The sequence below is a fragment of the Thermogladius sp. 4427co genome (genome assembly GCF_051933805.1).
In the GTDB taxonomy this organism is placed as follows: domain Archaea; phylum Thermoproteota; class Thermoprotei_A; order Sulfolobales; family Desulfurococcaceae; genus Thermogladius.
This window is the reverse complement of sequence record NZ_CP196893.1, coordinates 195,248-216,804: the sequence shown is the minus strand read 5'-3', so window position 1 is coordinate 216,804 and position 21,557 is coordinate 195,248. Positions and strand designations below refer to the sequence as shown.

Sequence of the window (21,557 nt, the reverse complement as noted above, 5' to 3'; positions counted from 1 at the left end):
CGATGAGTATGCAGAAGCCTTCTATAACCAGGACGATAAGCCAGAGATTCATCAAACCACTTGCCAGCGGAATCAGGGAAGTATGGAGCTATGGGACAGGTAAGATAGGTTTAATCCTCCTAGTAATACTAGTAGCTGTATCAATATCGGCTACTATAACAATGCCTTCTAACCTGCTCGCAATGTGGGAGAGCCCTTCATTCTGGGATGAAAACCCGCTTCTAGTTCCCCCGCAGTGGGTTAGCGTCTTCGGCCAGCCAGTAGCCCCTCAAAAAGTAGTTGTATTAACCATGCCTGCTTCGACAGTCGAAAAAGCAGGCTTCATATACTATACCTACACAGCAACTTATAGACTCCAAGTTCCACAGTACCCGCAGGATGTAATAGCGAAAGTTTTAGGTGTAGCCGTATTTAATATTACGACAAATGGGAGTTGGAAGATTATATCCCCGACTATCACATTTGTGTTGAATAGGCCGGATAATCTAACCCTAGTCCTTGCAACATCTACTCCAGCAGTACCAGGTGTAACAGGCCTCTATGCGAGGACGGATACAAAACTATCTTTGACAAATTATAACGACATAGCAGCAGCCTTAGTAAATAAATACGTTAACGAGACGCAGATAGCCCAGGTGATAGGGAGTAATACTACTCTAGTAGGCACAGTTAAATTAGGAATAATCAATAATATAGCGACACTAATGAGGTCGTTTTCGCAGTTCTACGTATTCGGCAGGCTCTTTGTTAATATAACTTTAGGTAATATAACAGCAGCTATTCTACCGATATACAGTAGCGTGAGAGAAGTATACGAGAGCTTGCCTCAGACCGGGGAGGGTGTGGAAATCGTTCGCTCAAGCCTGAACAGGACGCTGGTAGAATTAGGCCTAGCCATGAGCTCTAAAACGCCTTCAGATATGATCCCGCACTTATACAACGCCCTGGGGAACGCCACCCAAGCCTACGCGCTTTCAATACCCTACAATATCCTAACCGCAAACCAGTCGTCTACGCTATCGTCTTCGATAAACGGTCTTTCGAAAGTAATAAGCGATTTAGAGACTACGACCAAGTATTACAATATCGATGTGAGAACAGAACCGCTTCAAGGAGTATATACTGCCCAAGTAATTGTTTCGTATTCCACCGAAGCACCAGTAAACCAGATCCAGGGACTCCCGGTTAACACTGTCAGAGTTATTTTCAAAGGCTCCGCATACGGCTTGCTTGGAACAGATGACATGGGCAGGGATCTAGCTGTGATCTTATACTATGGCTTCCCAGTAGCAATGGCAATAGGATTGACAGCGGCTATCGCAACGACTTTAATAGGTCTTATACTAGGGGTTATAAGCGGGTACTACGGTGGCTGGGTTGACGAGTTGATCCAGAGGACTGTTGACGTAATAGGGAATATACCGCTACTCCCGATTCTGATACTGCTAGGGCAGATAGCGTTAATGGTATTCGTGAACAATCCTTTCATGGTGTTAATGACGATAATTACCGTCCTAATAGTATTCGGATGGGGCGGGTTAGCTATAACGGTTAGGACTATGACTCTGAGTATTAAGGAAGAGCCTTATATAGAGGCAGCTCTCGCACTAGGCGCTAGCCACTCAAGGATTATAGTCAAACACATATTGCCACAGGTCGCAGCGTACGGAGTGGCTTCAATGGTGTTCTCTGTGCCAGGTGCTATTCTGACAGAGGCTGGTCTCAGCGTGCTAGGTATTAGATCCGGGTATCCTACGTGGGGTGCTGTCTTAAGCAGGGCCAGGGATTCTAACAGGTTTGACGTATGGTGGTGGATATTCCCGCCAGGACTACTAATATCGATAACGAGCCTAGCTTTCGTCCTAGTAGGGCTGGCTATAGAGAGGATTGTTGAGCCAAGGCTTAGAACGCTCTAGGGAATAGTTTTTCAGCCAGGTAAGTTTTCTTCACCCATCATACCGGGAGTAAGTCATCATTCGTAAGCAAATATGTTTTAAAGAATGTTTAAACTCTTATCTTAAAAAACTTTTGTTAACCCTAGTCACTGTTTAACCTGTTCTTGTTCAAGCTTCTTGAGTTCTTCTTCGATCTCTTTCTCGATTTCTTCAATGGGTTTAGGCGGTGGAGTCGTCGCTAGCGTGTAGCCTATCCAGGCGAGTATCCCGAAAACGCCTACAACAGCTATCATCGCAGTTATCTGTAGTAGGATCTGCGAGTATTGTGTCGCGAACAGAATGTAGCCGTATGCTATTATGACTATAATGCTGACAACTACCAAAACCCATCCAACAACCTGGTCCCTGCTCAATCCAGACCCCTCTTATTGGAAAGGGTTTTCAGAATAAAAATATTGCACCCAGTATTTAACGCATTAAATATTCCTGCAGCGTGAGATAGCCCTCGAAAGCCTTATCTCCATCCTCTTAAGGTAGAAAGTAATAAGTGCTAGGGCAAGGCTTATTAAACCAGATGTTGTAAGCACAGCCCCCATCAAAGCCCTTACGTGGTGTATCGTATGGTAGAATAAATATCTTAGGATAACGTAGAAGTCGAAATATAGGCCTGGTATGAGGAGTAATGCTCCTAGCAGGAATACTGTGAAAGTCGGGTTATACCTCCATGTGAGCAGGATGATACTAAGCAGGATCGAGAATCCGTGTCTAACACCAAGCTTCTTCCTGCCGACACGCTTCCTATAGTATATAGGTATCTCGGAAATCCTATACCCCATCGACGCGAAATGCGAGACTATTTCCGCTTCGACACTGAAACCTTTGAACTCGAACCCAACCTCCCTAAGCAAGCTTGTTCTAGCAGCATACATACCGCTTAATACATCTGTGAGATTAATACCATAGAATAGGTCGAACAATTTTGTGAGCACCCAGTTGCCGAATCTGTATACGAGCCCCTGGGCACCCTTCTCGAATTTTCTCCTAGCACCTATAACTAGATCGTATCCTTCGGATAGTTTGCTAAGCAATCTCCTAATATATTCTGCGGGATAGGTGTAGTCCCCGTCTATTACAACTGTGTACTCGGTATCCAAGTATTTCAAAGCGGTTTTAATAGCGGCAGCCTTACCCCTGCCATCCTGCCTGATAATCCTCACACCATACATCTTGGCTACTTCAATAGTACCGTCTGTAGAACCCCCGTCTACTACCAGGACCCTCGAAACCTCGTAACCTTGCTCTACCAGCTCTTGCAGAGTCTTCTCTAACCCATCTTTCTCGTTGAGTACAGGAATAACAATAGTGTAATCAGGGTTTTCCATGTTCCCGATTATATTAATTAGTTTTGGTTATAGTATTTAAATCCGAACAACTAGCCTGCTAGAATTAGCCAGAAGGAATCTCTATGGTTAAATGTTCGTTCTGCGAGAGAGAGGCTGTAGCACGCATACCTTATGCTAGGCTGAATCTATGCAAGACCCATTTAGAAGAGTACTTGCTGAAGAAGCTTGGGAAAACGATTACGAGGTACAGGATGATTAGGAGAGGGGGGAGGATTGTAGTAGGGGTTTCAGGCGGCGTAGATAGTGTTTCGCTAGCGGACATGCTGGATAAACTAGGGTTGTTCAAACTACTCGTGCTTCACATAAACCTCGGTATAGGCGAGTACTCTGGGAAATCTGCTGAAATAGTTAAGAGGTTTAGCGAGGAGAGAGGACTCGACTATTTCATAATCGATCTAAGGGAGACAGACTTGTCGATACCCCAGGTTAAAGCAGTAGTTAAGAAGCGGAGTCCGTGTAGTATATGCGGATTAGTCAAAAGATATATTCTAAATGCTTTCACACTAGATGTAGGCTATGAAGCAGTGGCGACAGCGCATCACGCGGACGACCTGATCATCTATCTGATAAAAGGGTTTATCACACAGGACTCGACAGCACTAGAGAAGCTGGCCCCGGTAAATGCTGAAATACCCGGGGTAGCGGCTAGGAGGATTAAACCCTTCTACGAATTCTACAAGAGCGAGATAGAAGACTATGCCCGGGCTGGACATCTCCCATATATAGATTTCCACTGCCCGTTCAAATATGTTGGTTGGATGGAGGATGCTATTAGAGATTTCGTTGAGAAAATAGAGAGGGAGGCGCCAGGCTTTAAAATCTCACTACTGAGAGCCCACGCTAAGAGAATGCTCCAAAAGCCTCAGCGCGCATCTGAGAAGCCTACTATATGCAGGAGTTGTGGCTTGTTATCTAGTGGTAGCGAGTGCTCTTTCTGCCGTCTCACTAGGAGAATACTCGGATATCCTGCCGGACTCTCTGTTAGAAGGTACATTATATCAGAATACTTCGCCGGAAACCGGGTTCAGATACAGGAGCCTCCCTAATCAATACACGGCGTCTCCTATTCCCGCTTTCTTGCTCGAGAAAACGAAGAGTAGTAACCCGGTTATAACTACGAGGATTGCTAGGATAGATACTGCTATTAGAAGCCCTGCGGCAGGTCCGGAGCCGAAGCATATTGGTATAATGAACAATAGTATACAGACACCTGTTGAAACGCTTGAGGAAGCCCCCGATTCTAACGCAAGGTATAACATACCTACTAAAGAGACAATTATTCCTACAACAAACAATACCATGCCTATAGCCAGGAGATTCTTCAAGACACAACCCTCTAAGCTAGTAGTGTAATCAGTATTATGAAAACAACGATTAACACGAGGCCTATCACAGCTGATATCAGGGCAGTTCTTTTACTAGTGCCGAATATTATTGGGATAGGCCCAATTATTAGAACACCTCCTGCTTCAACATCCTTCTTCTCACCTCTCTTCTCGGTAATTGCTCCAATAGCAACTAATAGGAAACCGATCAAGCTTATTAAAAAGCCTAGTAGAACGATAATCAACCCTGTTATAACCACCACCTTTAATATACAATACTTTAAACAGCTTAAAATATCATTGAATTATTACCTCGCTCAAGCAGGCATGCAATTACTGAATTATTACCTGATTTCATGCCTGTGAAAACAGAGAAACCATAGTTATGAGCATAGGCAAGCTCTAAATACGGATCTGCATCAGCTTTCGCATGCCAAGAATTCTAAAACCCTTTCATCTAGTTCCTAGGTTATTTTAGACCTGCTGGAATATGGACGACGGGGACTACTGCAAGGCCCGCGGCTATTTCAAGGGGTTGTATCAGCGTCTCCAGTATACCCTTCCTAAAGGCTATCTCAAGGAGGTCTACGTAGCTGATAAAAACCCTGCCGCTATCACAGGAGATCCTCCAATACCTCTTCTTATCCTTCTCGATAGCATTCTTTCTCGACTCTAGTATCTCTCTAATTAATCGTTCATCACGTTTTTCAAGGGCTCTGAGAGAACTAGAAACATTCTCCTCGTAGGAGTCTAGAATACTGTAGTCAGCTATCCTCAAGTGTAGTTTCCAGCTTTTCAAATCGAGTTCTCTGCATGTTCTCACCGTAGATACTGCTAAACTAGTTATAGTGTTGGAAAAGGTTTCACCGATTAATAGTGAAGGGGAGATGTATGTGGATGAGAAGATAAGTAGCTCCGACACCTCTAGTGGTATCCCGCCGGCTTCCGCCAATTTACCAACGAGTTCTCCAAGTTCTCGAATAGGTAGTACAAGCTCTCTAAACGGGTTACCGTTTAGATAATCTTTGATCCTATCCCTGAACCTATCGGCTATAACTGGTGTGACACCGAGGTTTCTATACCTGAACCTCTTCTTCAACCAGGTAATACTATCCCAGACACCTTCTTCGTTTAAATCGAATAATGCTACTCCTCTAAGGTTTTTGACTATAGAAGCGTATAGAGCGAACATCCAGCCCCCTCTTTAAAAAGATGAGGTACCTGATTAAAATCGGTGTATGCGGAGTATCGTTTAAACTACTACAGGTTAACAAGGTGAGCACCGGCTTGTCAGGTAGAATGATCGTAGGCGGTCTAATAGTATCTCTACTACTAGGATCCCTAATCGCTGGGAGTCGCAATCCTAGAATCCCTGTCTGGAGCATAATGTCTTTTACAGCGTTTATCACAATAGCACTAGGGCTGGTGAAAGTAGACGAGGTTGGTAGCGTTATAGACTGGGATGTTATACTGTTCCTTATAGGGATGTTTAGTATAACGGGTTTAGCCGAGAGCTCCGGTCTATTGGACTATCTAGCAGGAAGATTCATTTCTATTTTTAAAACTAGAAAGGGGCTCATAATAGGTTCTTCAATATTATTCGGGTTAATGGCTTCAATACTTATGAATGATACGATTGCTCTAATGGGCCCGCCTATTGCTTATACTATTGCTAAAGCGCTAAACATAGACCCGAGATTTATGTTCCTACTCCTAGCATTCTCTCTAACAATAGGTTCCGTGATGACCCCTATTGGAAACCCCCAAAATGTATTAATAGCCGTCAGATCGGGTATTGAAGCACCATTCGTCAAATTCGTAGCACTCCTATCTATCCCAACTTTCGTAAACCTAGTAGCGACTCCTTTGGTGTTAATGCATGTGTTCAGAATAAGAGATGGGAGCTACAGTAACGTATTGATAATCCCTTATGAAAGGATAAGGAATAGGAGAGACGCTCTCCTAGCGGCTACGGGATTAGTCGTAACTGTGATATCCCTAATACTTAACGATATCTTCCAGATTCTAGGCTTACCTTCAATCGAGTACAGGGGTTTCATCCCGTTTATTATAGCGGCCTCACTCTACATATTTACGAGTAATCCTAGAAGAACGCTTTCAAACGTCGACTGGGGGACGATCGTCTTCTTTATATCAATGTTTATCACTATGGAGGGTGTTTGGAGAAGTGGGGTGCTACAGCCCTTGCTAGAAGCATTCCTACCTGCGTCAGCGAACGAATTAAATTTCCAGACAATACTCATGTTATCCATTTTATCGATACTAGGGAGCCAGCTAGTAAGCAATGTACCGTTCACTAAGCTCTTGATATCCTATATCAGCGCCAACCATAGTCTGGCTAGCTACGATATAACCTGGATCACCATGGCTATGTCTACAACTATCGCAGGGAATCTTACTTTACTAGGGGCGGCGTCTAATATAATAATCATAGAGTACCTGGAATCGAGAATGAATACTACAATAGGCTTCGTAGACTTCCTTAAGGCAGGTCTTCTAGTAACATTAATCAATCTTGGAATATACCTTGTTTTCCTATATCCTGTAACAGTTATCACATAGACATAACTCATGTTATCAACGGCTTTAATTGAAAAACCCTTGTGATAATGATAATTCTTTGGGGGTAGACTCGTGGCAGACGAACTGCCTGATGAAATCAGGTTAAAGCTTATGAAGAAGCTATTATCCACCTCTACAACTAGGAAAGAAGAGAGTTCCCGTAACCTCGTAGATCCCGAGGCAATCGTATACGGAAATCTATCAGATGAGAGAGCGCGCGAAATACTTGAGAAAACGAAAGCGTTGTACCCCGACGAGTACAAAACCGTTGTCTTAGTATTATATGAACTTCTGAGGAGAAAGGCCGTGGATAAACTAGATGGGTTAACGGTCTTAGCCGTGGCGAGGAGGCTGGGTTTGGATGTAAGGCCTGACCTAAGGATTAGGTTTGTAAAACATGGTAGGGAAGTAGATTTTGATGAGTATATAGGAAAGTAAGGAAAAGAGTAAAAAATTACTTAACTCCATACATTGTTAGAGCTAGTACAGCCATCTTAGTCCATAATCCGTTTTCAGCCTGCTCGTATATCACAGAGCGCTTCGGGTCGTCTATTACATCGTCGTCGGCTTCGAACCCTCTGAATATTGGGAGCACGTGCATTAGGACGCCGTGTTTATCCATGAGATCCATTAACTCCCTCGTAACCTTCCAGTTCTTGTACTTCTCGTAGATCTTCAGCTCTTCATCTTTGAACTTGCTATACCCTACTTGGACTAGAGTCGGTGAAGCCCAGTTCCTAGGGAAAACTGCGTGAGCACCTCTCAGAGCCTCCTGTAAGTTGTCTGTAACCTCGAATGTAGCTCCATGCTCTCTAGCCAGCTCTTTAGCTTTCTCAACGAGCTTCGGGTCTAAGTCGAATCCTGGAGGCCTGGCGACTACGACGTCTACCCCGAACCTTGGGAATAGTATCATGTCTTCCTGGGGGCTGCACCAACCTCTTATCTCGGGGCTATAGGCCCACATTATGACATATTTCTTGCCCCGCGGGTTTTTGAATCTCTCTATAAAGGTGTAGATGTCGGCTAAGCCCTGTGTCGGGTGGAACATGTCGTCAGCCATGTTTATTACAGGTATCTTAGCAGCTTTAGCCATCTCTCTAATATATGCGTTGCCAACACCATACAGGTAGTCTATTGCTTTATCAAGGATCCTTATGCCCAGCCCGTGGCCGTAGAGGTCGTACATTGCTGCAACATCTTTAATAGCCTCACCGACTTTCTCCTGTTTCCCAAAAGCCATTCTGGTAGTTGTAGCATCTATGTATGCGGCGTGCCCTCCGAGGAAGTACATCCCTGATTCGAAAGCCGCCCTGGTCCTAGTCGAGGGGGCGAAGAATAGCATGTAGAATACTTTCCTCTCCAGTACCTTGGGTATTGCTTCTACCCCGTAGTAGTTAGCTATATATTTGAACTCTTCTGCTAGCTTCAACGCTATTTCTAATTCTTCATCGCTCCATTCAAGCGTCGATATAAGGTCTTTACCGCTTAGTTCTCTAACCAGGTATCTTAGAGATGGCATTATACCACCTTTATACCTGTCTGTTTTAACAGAGGGCCTGGGTTAAATATTTAAACCAGCCGGTATCTATTTAACGCGGGCTGTAGGTATTTGCTTACTCCGAGAGATGTAGAGAAACAGTAATAACTACATTTACTCCAGACGTATTAACGTTATTGAAAGTGCTTTAGGCAAACGGGTCTTGTTTTAAAACCTAAAATTGTTTAAGCAATAACCTAGTGTCTGAGATGAAGAAACTAGCTCTGGCCATACTAATAGCTGTATTGATAGCTAGCTTAGCCGCCTACTTTTATTATACTAGCCATAGAGGATATGCCGAGAAGATCGTTGTCTACGCGTATAACGATAGGATTACCGGCATAGACCCTAGTCTAGAAGATGACACAGGACTTGTAGTGCTTGGATCAGTTTATGAACCGCTCTTATACTATGACCCTATAAATAATCAGACAATACCCGCTCTCGCAGAGAGATGGGAGGCGAGGGAGAATAATACAGTATGGATCTTCTACCTTAGGAAAGGCGTAGTATTCCACGATGGCACACCGTTCAATTCTTCCGCTGTAGTAGTCAGTGTGAAGAGGGCTAAAGAAGTCTACGAGATGTATGGTATAGGCTTAGGGTATATTTGGGATGCTGTAGAAGACGTTACTCCATTAGACGACTACACGGTAGAATTCAAACTAAGGTATCCGCAGAGGCTCGACCTTATAGCAGCATCCAGCTACGCAGCATACATATTTAATCCAAACGCTTTAATCAAGGCAGGTGTGCAGAACTATACAGATTTAAAGCTTAGAGACTGGTTCAACACCGGAAGAGATGAGGGGACAGGGCCTTATAGAATCGTATCCTACGACCCGTATAATGAGGTGGTACTTGTTAAATTCGATAAATGGTGGGGTTGGAGTATTGTAAACAACGATAAAGCACCAGACAAGGTTATTATCAAGATTAAAACCGACCCGCAGGAGCAGTACAACGGGCTAGTTAGCGGCGATATCGACATTGTTACAAGTATTCCAAGGATAAGTATAAGGGATGTTATCTCGAGAGGGTTTAAATACGTTAACCTCACGACATTCCACAGTTATTTCCTAGTCTTTAACACGAGGAGGTATCCGACGAATATCACGGAATTCAGGCTTGCTATACTGTATGCAATACCCTGGGATAGGATAGTAGAAGACGCTATGAAAGGCTACGCTCTCCTAGGGAGCGGATACCTACCACACTACTTCCCTGGTTTCCAGCCAGGGTTGACATACCAGTACAATATTACTAAAGCGAGGGAATTGATGGAGAAGAGCGGTGTAAAACCTGGTGTAACAATAGAATTCATGTATCAAACCGATTATAAGGAGGAAGAGGATTTCGCGAGCATTCTCAAGAGCAGTCTAGCTCAGATAGGTGTAAACGTTAAGCTAGTACCCGCTACATGGGATGCTATGAAAGATGCTGGTAAAGCAGTCTGGGAGAATCCCGAGAACACGCCCCACATGCTCATAAATGACTGGTGGCCTACTATTATATCGCCATACGACTACCTTTACAATCTATTCCATAGTGATAGCAAAGAATGGAATTGGAGCGGTTTCGCAAACGAGACATTCAATAACCTTGTGGATAACGCTTTCATGCTCGAAGGAACCGACTACGGGAAAGCCATGGAGCTATATAGGCAAGCCCAGGAAATATTATTCGAGCAAGGTGTTGCAGCTAATTTGTGGGATGAGATAAAAGTCTTCGTATACAACCCGAGGATCAATATCCCTAACAACGCGGTAAACCCCTTGTACATGTATGTAATATTCTTCCAATACGTCCAGGTGACAGCATAGTTGGTTGTCAGCCTGAACTATGTTTTTAAACGCGTTTTTTACTCTACCCTCATAGTCCTAGGTATTATTATCGTAACGTATTATCTCATAATACTGTCCCCTGGCGATCCGGCTGTGAGGTGGGCTGGAAACCCGAGGGGGCCTGGTGCTGATAAAGCTATCGAGATAGCTAGGAGAGAGCTAAATCTCGATAAACCTTTTTACATACAGGTTGTTTTATTCATCATGAACATTTTCACAGGTAATATCGGGTACTCGATTAGCACTAAATCCCCTGTTCTACCAACTATTTGGTCTCATATGTCTTCTACATTAGAACTCCTTATAGTAGCATATTTGATTGGTATTCCGGTCGGGGTCTTTATGGGCGTGTACTCGTCTTTGAACAGGGGGAGTTTCAGGGGTGACTCGATAGATGTTTTCGGATTTATCCTGGCTAACACTCCATCTTTCTGGATTGGTATTGGAGTTTTCATCCTACTAGCTGAGTTCTTAGGGGTCTCTTCGTATGGGAGAATAAATGCTCGTCTAGCAGCCTCCCTTGGTTTCCACCCTATAACAGGGTTCTATCTAATAGATACATTGTTAGAAGGCGAGCCAATACTCTTCCTAGACGTATTAAAGAGGCTTATACCACCTGCTCTAGTAGTCTCAGTATACCCTATTGGTGTAGGTATTAGGGTAGTCAGGGCCCTCATGGCTGAAGCATTAAACGAGGATTATGTTAGACAGGCTGTTGCTCTAGGCTTAAAGAGGAATACGATAGTTTGGGGCTATGCTTTCAGAGGCACTATACCAGCTCTGACACAGGTCTTCGGCCTAGCTTTCGCATACAGCCTTGTAGATGCTATGATAGTCGAATACATCTTTGGACGCGAGGGCTTGGGTAACCTACTCGTGAACTCTATTGTCTCTAACGATTTCAAACTCGCAGTATCCATACTCATAGTTGTCGGAGTATTCTACATTATCGTCAATACTCTAGCTGATATTATCCAATCCATTATCGACCCGAGGATCAGGCTATGAGAAAACCCGAACCATATTTTACAACCATTATAAATACCGGTAGAAGGGCTTGGAGAAAGAGGTTGAGGTTTAGAATCGGGATAATTATTATCACAGCAATCATCGTTATGGCAATATCAGCTCCTTTCATAGCCCCTTACCCCGAAGAAGGATGGGGGCTAATCCCATTGAATCAGACCGATAGAGTAGGACAGCCTCCTAGCCTGTCTCATTTATTCGGAACCGACGATAAAGGGAGAGACCTTTTATCTAGAGTCCTCATCGGGGCTTCTACAGCATTGCTGCAGATAGTCCTAGTCACGGGTATAAGCTTGTTAATCGGCCTTATACTAGGTATAGTAGCTGCCTATTACAAAGGATTTATCGAACACGTCCTCAACTATATTATAGAAGTATTCCTAGCAATGCCGGCCATACTCCTTGCAGCCCCCTTGAAAATGGTTTTCGGTCCCGGTCTACAGGTAGTGGTAGCGAGCATGGTTCTAACCTGGTGGGCCTGGTATGGCCGTATCGCCTACGTCTATGCTAGAAGCATTACTGAAATGGATTACGTCACTCTATCCAAGCTGGCTTACATACCCGGCTACAAGATTATTTACAGACATATAATAAGGAACGCGAGCCCTCCTGTAGTAGTCCAGGCTATTACAGACCTTGGCAGTGTGCTGCTAGAAGCATCATCCATTAACTTCTTAGGATTCGGGCTCCCCCCAGACTCCCCTGACTGGGGAGTAATAGCTCAAAACGGGTTCTACTACATACTTAAAATGCCTTGGATAAGCCTCATACCAGGATTCTTCATCCTGATTACAGCGCTTGGTTTCAGCATGGTAGGCGACTCGTTAAGAGAGGAGATAGACCCTAAGCTCAGGAGGAGGTGGAAGCTATGGTTCTAGCTGTAAGGTCTGTTGGATTTAGAGTAGGGTATTTGAATGAAGAAAACAAGGTGTTGTGGGTTGTGCGGAACATAGACTTATCGGTCGAGGAGGGGAGTATCCACTGTATTGTAGGAGAGAGCGGTTGTGGTAAGACGACTCTCGGGCTCGCTATTACCGGCATTCTGCCTCCATACGCTGTTACTAGAGGGGAGTTATACATATTCGGCAAACTGGTTTTAAAAGACGATTCATGGAGATATGAAGGTGTTAGAGGGAGGGTTACAGCATACATACCACAGAACCCGGGCTCATCTCTTAATCCTTTCATAAAGATCTGGAGGCAGTTCTGGAACGTGTTGAAAGAACGTGGTTACAACGAGGTTGATGCTAAGAATTACGCGGCTGAAATCTTGAAGACTGTAGGACTCAACCCGAGCGTCCTAGATTACTATCCTAACGAATTAAGCGGTGGGATGCAGCAGAGGGTTGCCATCGGGTTAAGTCTCGCAACAGGGGCTAAGCTAATCGTCGCTGATGAACCGACTTCCAACGTAGACGCCCACCTAAAGCTCCATTTAATGAGGGTGTTTAAAGAGATCAGGGATTCCTATAAGACAACTATCATAATAATAACCCACGACATATTATTAGCTGGGAAAATATGCGATAGGATATCGGTCATGTATGCCGGCGAAATACTAGAAGAAGGCGGGGCATTAAGCATCCTGGAGAATCCCTCCCACCCCTATACGAGGCTACTGCTCAATGTTGTACCTGTTCTAGGAGTCAAGAAACCCCTGAGATCAATACCCGGGGAGCCCCCCTCGGCTTTATACATTGAAGATGCTAGATGTAGTTTCTACGATAGATGTCCTTTTAGAGACAGTACGTGTCTCATTAAGCCTCCTATAATAGAAGTAGATGGGAAGAGGGTTAAGTGTTGGAAGCCGCTGGCCAAGGAGACTGCGTAGTAAAGCTTGATAATGTAATAGCGGGCTATTACATAATTAGATCAGGTCTTTCAATAGTAAAAAGCTTCAACCCGGTATTGAAAGGAATAAGCTTGTGTATTAGACAAGGCGAGAGAGTTGCTGTAATAGGCGAGAGTGGAAGCGGTAAAACAACACTCTTGAAAGTGATCCTAGGCCTACTTAGACCTCTTAGGGGAAGGGTTTTCGTCAACGGGTTGGATATTTATGCTTCAAAAAAGAATTGGATGGAGGCTATTAAAAACATCGGCTACGTACCTCAAGACCCTTATAAAGCATTAGATCCGAGAGTAAAGATTAAAACCAGCATCCTTGAACCAGTCGAGAGATCGAAGATACCTAGTGGGGAGCTCAATAGGATACTTCTCGACACAATTAAAATGGTTGGGTTACGGGAGGAGGTGTTAGAAACATACCCGTCGAGCTTAAGCGGTGGGATGCTACAAAGGGTTTTGATCGCTAGGGCAATCATATCAAGGCCTAGAATACTCTTGTTAGACGAACCTACTTCAGCACTAGACGTCTCGACCCAGGCCCAGATCATTAATACGATAAATGAGATCTACAGTAGGCTCAAGATGAGTATCCTCCTAGTAACCCACGACCTTGCCGTAGCCCAGTACCTGGCTGATAAGGCTATTATCTTGAAAGATGGGATGATAGTGGATGAAGGGGTTTTAGAAGAGATAATTTTGAGACCAAAACATGAATATACAAGGATCCTGGTTAAGAGCTATCTACTAGAAATCCTCTAAAAGGTATTAGGAAAAACCTAATTTATATAAAACGTTGGCACCAAAGGATATATAAAACGGTAGTTTAACGAGGTGGTTTATTGACGGAGAAGGTGTTTGTAACAGAGAGACAGTATGAGATACTGAAGGCGGTTGCGGATTTAGCTGAAGCAGATGCGAAAACGCTTTCAAACCTTCTAAAAACGGAACCAGAAGACCTGATGAGGGATATAGCTGAGTTAGCAAGCAAAAAGCTTGTTGAAGTGGAGACTAGGACAGTGACCGTGTACGAGTTAACAGATTACGGTAGGAGATACCTTGAAAGAGGGCTGCCCGAGGAGGTTGCTTTAAGGTTTTACAGGTCCTGTCTCGGCAAGACGGCAAGCGAATTCGTAAAATGCTTATCGAATAAGTCGGGACTTGATAGCGAGGATTCTAATATAGCATTTCAGGTGCTGGTGAAAAACAAGTGCATAAAGGTAGAGAATGGTATCGTGAAAATCGATGACGAAACCAGATGTGTTGAGATAGCTGAAGAATCGGCGTATGTTAGAATATCGCTCAGGAAAATAGAACAAGGTGATACACAGATAGATCTATTAGACTTGCTGAGAAAGCGTAAAATGGTTTCCGCGAGGAAGAAGAGCCTTATCATAGTCAAAGGCTCTAGTAACCTGAAGCGGCTGCTCGAATCAGATGTGATACTGCCCAAGAAACTTCTTACAGTAGTCCTACCCGAGCATAGCAATCGTTTCGAGGAATACGTTATCAAGAGATTCGACCTTAGCATCCCCCCGCCTAGGCTCAAGCCATCCCTATACCATCCGTTCATGGATTTCATTAGGCAACTACGCGAAATACTTATATTTATGGGGTTCGAAGAAGTCAGAGGCCCCCACGTTGAAGCAGAGCTCTGGAATTTCGACGTCTTATTCCAAGCTCAGGATCACCCGGCCCGCGAGATACACGATACGTTCTACGTTGCTAACAAAATCGTAGGAGACCTCCCCAAGGATCTGGTAGAGAGGGTTGGGGCTGTCCACGAGAAGGGGTGGAGGTATAAATGGGATCCTTCGAGAGCGTTCAGATTAGTTCTGAGGACGCAGTGTACAGCCGTGTCTGCGAGAACGATTTATTCACGAGGCGGAGGGGAGTACAGGGCTTTCACAATAGACAGGGTATTTAGGCCTGAAAACCTTGACGCAAAGCATAGCATGGAGTTCTATCAGTTAGACGGTATTATAGTCGGGAAGGATGTTAATTTCAAACACCTCCTCTACTTCTTTAAAGAATTCGCTGCGGCACTTGGTATCAAGGAGGTATGGTTTAAACCAGGATACTTCCCGTTTACAGAACCAAGTGTTGAAGGATATATCAAGCATCCCCGGCTAGGATGGGTCGAGGTATTTCCAGGAGGAGTGTTCAGGCCTGAGGTGATGGAGATGCTTGGCGCAAAAGGCTACAAGGCTATAGCATGGGGGATTGGAGTAGATAGACTAGCTATGTGGTATCTAGGCATCGACGATATAAGGCTCTTATTCTCCAAAGATATAGAATTCCTCAGGTCTGTGAAACGCAGGCCTCTACCATTTTACTACAGCAAGACTAGTGGTAGTAGTGTAGTAGTTAAACCTATACCGGATTAGTATGGCAGGCTATCAGGTACCTGTAAGAGACATCAGGTTCTTTATATCGCAGTTGCTGCGTATTGTAACATCTAGGAACGTGAGTTTCGAGCAAGCTTTTAAGGCGATAACAAGGAAATACAGGTTTCCTGCCAGCAAGCTCAGGGAGCTTTACAAACTAGGTTTTGATACACTAATACATTATCATACAATAAGACTACTAGCTAGAATAGAAGGCTATCCAACCACACCCTACGGGATATCAGGGTATTTGTCATCTATTGGTTTCGATATTGAAAAACTAAAAGATAAGGCATCTTTATATGAGGGTAGGTTCGGTAGCGTAGAGTTTATCTCGCTAAAATACGGCTTCCCAGTATTAATTGTAAGGAAGCTAGCAGACTATTTGGAGATTGGGGAGTTAGAGAAAATCCTTGGGTCTCTTAATGAGAGGAAAAGGTGGCTTAGGATAAATGTTTTAAAAACAAATTATCAAGACGGGCTAGCCTGCCTTAGGAAAGAGAATTTGAATTTCCAGCAGTCTAAATACATAGATATCGCAGTAAAACTACTCGGAGACCCCTATACTCCGATCGGTAGACTAGACTGTGTTAGGAAAGGGGTTCTAATACCCCATGATATCTCGAGCATCCTATCAGTGCACGCCGGCAGACCATACGACGGTACTCTGCTAGATGCCTGCAGCGCTCCCGGCCTAAAACTACAGTTCGTCCTAGCTATGAGTTCGAGTACTAGGGCTGTCGCAGTCGACTACTCGCTGAAGAGGATTAGATATGTGGCCAACACGTTATCTAAATACGGCGGGTTGGAGAGAGCTATAGTTGTAGCAGGCGACTCTATTCTAAACAATTATAGTAGGATATTCGACAAGGCTATTGTCGATGCTCCGTGTACTGGAACAGGTGCGATATACTCGGACCCCACCGTTAAAATAAGGTTTTCGGAAGTCGCTTTAAGACATTATACTAGGATCCAATATAGGATCCTTAAAAATGTCTTAAAGCAAAGCCGTATCACGATTTATATAACCTGTAGTATACTGCCCGAGGAAGGAGAAGGGGTGGTAGACCAGGTTATTCGAGAAGATATGGCAGAAGCGATCCCTTTGAAAGAACCCTATCTATCCCCCGCCTACCCTGGTTTTAGATCAAGTGATTATACTTATAGAATTATGCCGCATATAGTGGATGGGCAAGGGATGTATATAGCCTTATTAGAAAGCAAGGTGTTTAATAAATGAGACTAGAACCGGTCTACGGCCCACATCCAAGTAGGTGTTTCGGCAGCTCTCTAGGGCTAGACCCTCTTAATTTTACTGTTAAATGTCCTCTATCCTGTGCTTTCTGCCCTATACCAGTAAAGAAATCCTCTTTGAAAAAATATAGCCCCGGTGAATTAGAGATGTTGGTCGAGGAGAGTATTAGCGAGAGGGAACTAAGATTAGAGACATTGTATATCGATGGATCCGCAGATCCTTTCCTATACGATGAATTACCCGAATTATTAGGTAAGCTCAAAAGCCTAGCCGGTAAGTACGGTTTTAAACTAGCTTTGAAAACAAACATGTATTTCGCGAGGGCTTTGTCAACGGTTCTCGAAGCAGTAGACTTACTAGTAGTCCCGTTTTACATAGCGGATCTCGAATGGTCTACCATGTATAGTCCTGCTCACAATTTGAACCTGAGCGCAGGCGAATATTATTCACGTTTAGCATCTATTTTGTCAGAATACAAGAGTTACGCTGATAAAATAGTCTTCGATGTATATGTTGGTAGAGTAGGTTTAGAGAGTAATCTCTCTGCTTACCTAGATGAGTATGTACATATTCTATTATACAAACTAAGGCCAAGGAAAGGTTTTATTAAAACACTCGATAGGCCGGTTAGAAATTTCGATCTGAAACCCGTTTCGAAAAGTGTTCTAGGCAGAATCTCGGAGAAACTTGTTGAAGAAGGGGTGGAAGCCGTAGAATGCTCAAGAAAAAGCATTGGTGTCAAGGCTAAATCAAAGAGAGCTTTCATCGAAGTGTATAACCATATCATTCGTAAGCCGTTGAGAACAACAGAGATAACGGGGTTATATGGGGACTATGGGATTATCGCTATCGAATCCTTGGTAAGTAGGAAGCTCGCTCGTAAAATAATTTGGGAGAACGAGTTATTCTATATTCCGTCGGGGTAGAGATTTCCTATAGAATAATTCCATTAGTAGACCCAAGAGAAATAAGATGATTGCTACTATCAACGGTAGAACAGTATTTGTCATATAGCAGACCCGTTTTCAGAAAGGCCCGTGATTTCATCCCTAACGGTCATCCCTTCCAAGCCTCATCCTCATTATACTAATTGCTTTCTCAACGTTTTTAACAATTGTTCTATATTCAGTTCTACTACGACCACGGGCTTGTCGTAGCCCAGCTTGTAGAGTATAGTCGGGTGGACTTCTCCTACAAACCCGATTAAATCATTGTCAACAAAGATATTCGCCGACCTCTCAGGCAGCAATCCTTCTATAGGGGCTTCTCTGAAAACGGGTTTAAGCCCGAAGATATCAAGTATTGTGACAACCAGTGATAATCCGTCTGTGAGTGTTGAATCGCTCCTCGATAAAGCTACTCCAAGCCTCCTCTCTTCTACGACTCTTCCATCTTTACCTACGTACACGATATCCCCTATCTCAAAGATCTTGAATTCTTTCGCTTTTTCTCTATTTTCTATAATAATGCTCAGTAGACCAGGAGTAAGCCATGTTCTTAGAGAATTGAATTTCTCGCTTACAGGATTAATTACAGTCACCGGTTCAATACTCCTATTGAAGAATTTGACGTCGAAGGATGAATCGGTCATCATATAGTTGGAGACTTCCATGAATCCTAGTGAAACCATGACCTCTCTTAGTCTATGTGATAGATATTCGATTTCGTCGCTCCTGCCTTTCTCATATGAGGGTGGGAGACTCCTTGCCTCCATTCCTAACCTTTCGTAGCCGTATGAAATAGCAATATCTTCGGCAACATCCACCCAGTTTAATATATCAATTCTATAGGGAGGCGGTTCAACAACGACTCTGTCTTCTCCGACTAGGTGTATTGAGTAATCGTGTTGCTTCAGATATTCCGCTGCCGTGGTTGCGTCGAGATCTATGCCGATCAATCTGTTTACTTCGCTAACAAGTATTTCTATCGGAACCCCTTTCGTCCTCGGGGCAACTATTTCACGCCCGGTCGGATATTTTGTCTTAACCACGCAGATTTCAGCGCTAGAACCCCTCTCAGAGAGGCTGTAACTCATTATCGTAACCATGTTGACAATTGTCTCGGGATCGAAGCCCGTTGAATCTATTAGGATATTCCTGGTAGTAGTAGTGACTTTATACTCCTCGCTATTCAGTATCGGTGCGAGGCTCAGGATACCTCCTCTACTATCCATTATGACAGGGTATTTAGCCAAATCTTTTATCAGAAACCCGTACTCCCTGCCTTTATCAGTTTCACTAAGGATTTCTCGAAGAGTCATCTCCCGGCTATACCCCAGGGGTTTAAATTTAGTGTTGTCGGGGTCTGCGGCCTTATAGTAAACGGGCGGTCTTATCTTATCGAGGTCGTATAATCCTATACTAGCCTTCTTCCTATTCCTACCGTATGTGGCGTGAAGCTTCTCCTGTAGCTGGATGATTTGTCGCAGAGCTTCATCGCTTAAGGATATATTGCGTACTATCCCGAAGGCTACGTACGGCCTCCCTTGAACTTCCTCAGCATATGCTTCGAAACCGCATTCTCTTATAACAATGTTTCGCCTCGGTAGTCCCAGGATATTACGTATAGCTCTCGATAATCCTTCTACACTAAATAGATCAGGCCTATCGTGGTTAGCCTCATATACTAATTCATCCCCTCTGATCTCTTCAATCTCACATTTTAGTTTCGTCAAGGCGTTGAAAAGCTCTTCTCTAGAAAGCTCTCTTCCTACGAGGCTATACAAATCGCTTAGCGACACCCTGATAGTTGGCATATACGTTTACCTCAGAAAGCCTCTAAGTTTCTCCCAGAGTTCCGATACTGTTTTCACTGTCTCTTTATCCCAGGTTAATAACTCCTCGCTAATAAATCTCTGGAGATGGTCTCTGACACCGTTTGCTTCAGCTATTGGTGCGTAGACTGTTAAGTAGCTGAAAGCCCCTTTAATACCCCTCATTTTGTAGAATGCTTCCCTCCCAATATTCTTGTATATAAACCTGCTCGAGAATGGTGAAGCCATTATTTCGCCACTGGGTTTATACCGTGTTTCTAATACAGCTTCTGATTCTAATCCTAGTGTTATCGATTTAACCATATACCAGTCTCTCAGGTAGTTCCTGTACAAACTGGTAGTCTTCGCCCTTAGATACTCATCGGATAATATCTTGGATGCTAGCGTGGCAACAGCTGCGGTGTTCACTAGTTGGTTAGGCGATATAGTATCAGGGGTATCGTAGTCCGTGTGGTAGTACTTGCTAGGCCACTCATTTAACATACCCGAGTCGATACCCCAGACTAGGAAGACGTCGTGATCGCTTCCCGCACTATAAGGCGATATATCATATCTTATCGACGGCTGGGGTATCCCCTCGAAGCCTTCGAGATTATCGAAGACCGCTCTAGCCGATACATATAATGCTGCGGATGCAGCTGCTTCGAACATTAACGGGGGGTTTACAATCGAGAGCACGGAACCCGTCACATTCTGCTTCGAGCCCACCATGTCAAGGTTGATAACGTATTCTGGCAGATCCTTTAGCAAGCCCTTTACGAAGACAGTACCGGTGTATTCGGGAACCCATACGTGACAAACTCCTAGTTCGCCGGTTTTCTTCATATTCCTTATTGCGAATGCGGAGAGAAAGTTTGATACGCTACCGCTAGCATTATCGTGAGCGCCAGGCTTGGGGTGGCATATATGGCTTACTATCAATACTCTAGGGCTTTCCTCGCACGAGACCAGTACTGGGAGTCCTAGGTTCTCGAATGATACATCCGACTTCCAGCAAGCTTCGACCTCTATATCCGGCTTCTGCAGCAGTCTCGACATTATTTCCATAGCGATCTTGAAAGGAATATTCATGACTACTTTCCCGTGTTTAACCTCTTTCTCTGTGATAAACAGACCGGTGTATGGGACTGCGTCATGGTATCTGTTCTTATCGTAGTGAAGTATTAGTTTAGCATCGATAATATTGTAGGCGTCGTAGGGGTTGAGGTTCGTCAGAACAACCTCACCCGAGCACTCGCTCTCGCAAACCCTCACCCTTCCACACCCTTCCCCACCAGGTGAGTGAGCTGATAATAGGGTTGGGTGGCTGTCTAAATCCAGCCTAGCAATAGTCTTGCCTGCTATCTTGATCTCTAGCTCAGCCTTCCTAGGTATCCAGCCTACAGGTGTTTCAATGAATCCTTTCGTAATATTATTGTCGATGTAGTGTATTCTAGCTGGGATTCCAGAATTCTCTAGAACCTCCTTGAGTTCTCTAACCGCCTCGATCAATCCTCTAGAACCGGTAACCCTATGATACCTTGTTAAAATATAGAGAAGATCCCTGCCTAAGGATACTGGGATCTCTTTCAATATCCTGCCTGCTTCCTCGCGTAGTTTCAATATGGAACACCTTTCAATCAGCTGTATAAACTCCCGCTTAAATATTAGTGACTCTATCATTTAAAGTTGCTTACACAGGATGGTA

General features: G+C 44.0%; 20 protein-coding genes. 13 read left to right on the top strand and 7 right to left on the bottom strand.

The genetic code is table 11. The features are described 5' to 3' along the window. Positions 1–2: 2 nt before the first annotated feature. Entirely contained in the window at positions 3–1,916 is a 1,914-nt protein-coding gene (locus tag ACSU1N_RS01135; RefSeq protein ID WP_440059796.1) for an ABC transporter permease, read from the top strand. 125 nt (positions 1,917–2,041) lie between these two features. Here ACSU1N_RS01135 and ACSU1N_RS01130 read toward each other — a convergent pair whose 3' ends face one another. Together ACSU1N_RS01130 and ACSU1N_RS01125 are read right to left on the bottom strand one after the other, a co-directional pair. After that, complete coding sequence (locus tag ACSU1N_RS01130; RefSeq protein WP_440059795.1) at positions 2,042–2,308, bottom strand: transcriptional regulator; 267 nt, start codon at positions 2,306–2,308, stop codon at positions 2,042–2,044. Positions 2,309–2,371: 63 nt separating this feature from the next. Continuing rightward, positions 2,372–3,277: a glycosyltransferase family 2 protein gene (locus tag ACSU1N_RS01125; protein ID WP_440059794.1), complete on the bottom strand. Its 906-nt coding sequence runs from the start codon at positions 3,275–3,277 to the stop codon at positions 2,372–2,374. Positions 3,278–3,360: 83 nt separating this feature from the next. Between ACSU1N_RS01125 and ACSU1N_RS01120 the strand changes: the two genes are divergently transcribed. Together ACSU1N_RS01120 and ACSU1N_RS01115 are read left to right on the top strand one after the other, a co-directional pair. Then, complete coding sequence (locus tag ACSU1N_RS01120) at positions 3,361–4,344, top strand: ATP-binding protein (RefSeq protein WP_440059793.1); 984 nt, start codon at positions 3,361–3,363, stop codon at positions 4,342–4,344. Positions 4,345–4,375: 31 nt separating this feature from the next. Next, entirely contained in the window at positions 4,376–4,651 is a 276-nt protein-coding gene (locus ACSU1N_RS01115) for a hypothetical protein (RefSeq protein ID WP_440059792.1), read from the top strand. Here ACSU1N_RS01115 and ACSU1N_RS01110 read toward each other — a convergent pair. Both ACSU1N_RS01110 and ACSU1N_RS01105 read right to left on the bottom strand, forming a co-directional pair. Further along, positions 4,635–4,886: a TIGR00304 family membrane protein gene (locus ACSU1N_RS01110; RefSeq protein WP_440059791.1), complete on the bottom strand. Its 252-nt coding sequence runs from the start codon at positions 4,884–4,886 to the stop codon at positions 4,635–4,637. The genes ACSU1N_RS01115 and ACSU1N_RS01110 overlap by 17 nt on opposite strands. Positions 4,887–5,092: 206 nt before the next feature. Further along, on the bottom strand, positions 5,093–5,815 hold the full coding sequence (locus ACSU1N_RS01105; protein ID WP_440059790.1) for a hypothetical protein: 723 nt from the start codon (positions 5,813–5,815) through the stop codon (positions 5,093–5,095). A 20-nt stretch (positions 5,816–5,835) separates the two neighbouring features. On the opposite strand from ACSU1N_RS01105, the gene ACSU1N_RS01100 reads away from it, so the two are divergent. Together ACSU1N_RS01100 and ACSU1N_RS01095 are read left to right on the top strand one after the other, a co-directional pair. After that, positions 5,836–7,206, top strand: a complete 1,371-nt coding sequence (locus tag ACSU1N_RS01100; protein WP_440059789.1) for an SLC13 family permease — start codon at positions 5,836–5,838, stop codon at positions 7,204–7,206. A gap of 72 nt (positions 7,207–7,278) precedes the next feature. Further along, positions 7,279–7,644 carry a hypothetical protein gene (locus tag ACSU1N_RS01095; RefSeq protein ID WP_440059787.1) on the top strand — a complete coding sequence of 122 codons (366 nt, stop codon included), beginning with the start codon at positions 7,279–7,281 and terminating at the stop codon, positions 7,642–7,644. Positions 7,645–7,660: 16 nt separating this feature from the next. Here ACSU1N_RS01095 and ACSU1N_RS01090 read toward each other — a convergent pair whose 3' ends face one another. Then, entirely contained in the window at positions 7,661–8,725 is a 1,065-nt protein-coding gene (locus ACSU1N_RS01090) for an ornithine carbamoyltransferase (RefSeq protein WP_440059786.1), read from the bottom strand. Between the two features lie 227 nt (positions 8,726–8,952). Here ACSU1N_RS01090 and ACSU1N_RS01085 point away from each other — a divergent pair, with 227 nt between their 5' ends. The 8 genes from ACSU1N_RS01085 to ACSU1N_RS01050 all read left to right on the top strand — a co-directional run bounded on the left by ACSU1N_RS01085 (position 8,953) and on the right by ACSU1N_RS01050 (position 18,023). Beyond that, positions 8,953–10,566, top strand: coding sequence for an ABC transporter substrate-binding protein (locus ACSU1N_RS01085; RefSeq protein ID WP_440059785.1), 1,614 nt, complete (start codon positions 8,953–8,955; stop codon positions 10,564–10,566). Then, the gene (locus ACSU1N_RS01080) at positions 10,567–11,595 is read left to right on the top strand and encodes an ABC transporter permease (protein ID WP_440059784.1); all 1,029 of its coding nucleotides are present in this window, start codon (positions 10,567–10,569) and stop codon (positions 11,593–11,595) included. Continuing rightward, on the top strand, positions 11,592–12,491 hold the full coding sequence (locus tag ACSU1N_RS01075) for an ABC transporter permease (protein ID WP_440059783.1): 900 nt from the start codon (positions 11,592–11,594) through the stop codon (positions 12,489–12,491). The genes ACSU1N_RS01080 and ACSU1N_RS01075 overlap by 4 nt, the downstream gene beginning before the upstream one ends. Then, a complete protein-coding gene (locus tag ACSU1N_RS01070; RefSeq protein WP_440059782.1) occupies positions 12,482–13,444 on the top strand; it encodes an ABC transporter ATP-binding protein in 963 nt (320 codons plus the stop codon). The genes ACSU1N_RS01075 and ACSU1N_RS01070 overlap by 10 nt, the downstream gene beginning before the upstream one ends. After that, positions 13,414–14,217: an ABC transporter ATP-binding protein gene (locus ACSU1N_RS01065; protein WP_440059781.1), complete on the top strand. Its 804-nt coding sequence runs from the start codon at positions 13,414–13,416 to the stop codon at positions 14,215–14,217. Before ACSU1N_RS01070 ends, ACSU1N_RS01065 begins: the two co-directional genes overlap by 31 nt. 80 nt (positions 14,218–14,297) lie before the next feature. Next, entirely contained in the window at positions 14,298–15,842 is a 1,545-nt protein-coding gene (pheS, locus tag ACSU1N_RS01060; RefSeq protein ID WP_440059780.1) for a phenylalanine--tRNA ligase subunit alpha, read from the top strand. Between the two features lies 1 nt (position 15,843). Continuing rightward, on the top strand, positions 15,844–17,082 hold the full coding sequence (locus ACSU1N_RS01055) for a hypothetical protein (RefSeq protein WP_440059779.1): 1,239 nt from the start codon (positions 15,844–15,846) through the stop codon (positions 17,080–17,082). Continuing rightward, positions 17,079–18,023, top strand: coding sequence for a hypothetical protein (locus tag ACSU1N_RS01050; RefSeq protein WP_440059778.1), 945 nt, complete (start codon positions 17,079–17,081; stop codon positions 18,021–18,023). Before ACSU1N_RS01055 ends, ACSU1N_RS01050 begins: the two co-directional genes overlap by 4 nt. A 155-nt stretch (positions 18,024–18,178) precedes the next feature. On the opposite strand, the gene pheT is transcribed toward ACSU1N_RS01050, so the two are convergent. Then, complete coding sequence (gene pheT / locus ACSU1N_RS01045; protein WP_440059777.1) at positions 18,179–19,852, bottom strand: phenylalanine--tRNA ligase subunit beta; 1,674 nt, start codon at positions 19,850–19,852, stop codon at positions 18,179–18,181. 6 nt (positions 19,853–19,858) lie between these two features. Next, positions 19,859–21,472, bottom strand: coding sequence for a M28 family peptidase (locus tag ACSU1N_RS01040; RefSeq protein WP_440059776.1), 1,614 nt, complete (start codon positions 21,470–21,472; stop codon positions 19,859–19,861). Positions 21,473–21,557: the final 85 nt, after the last annotated feature.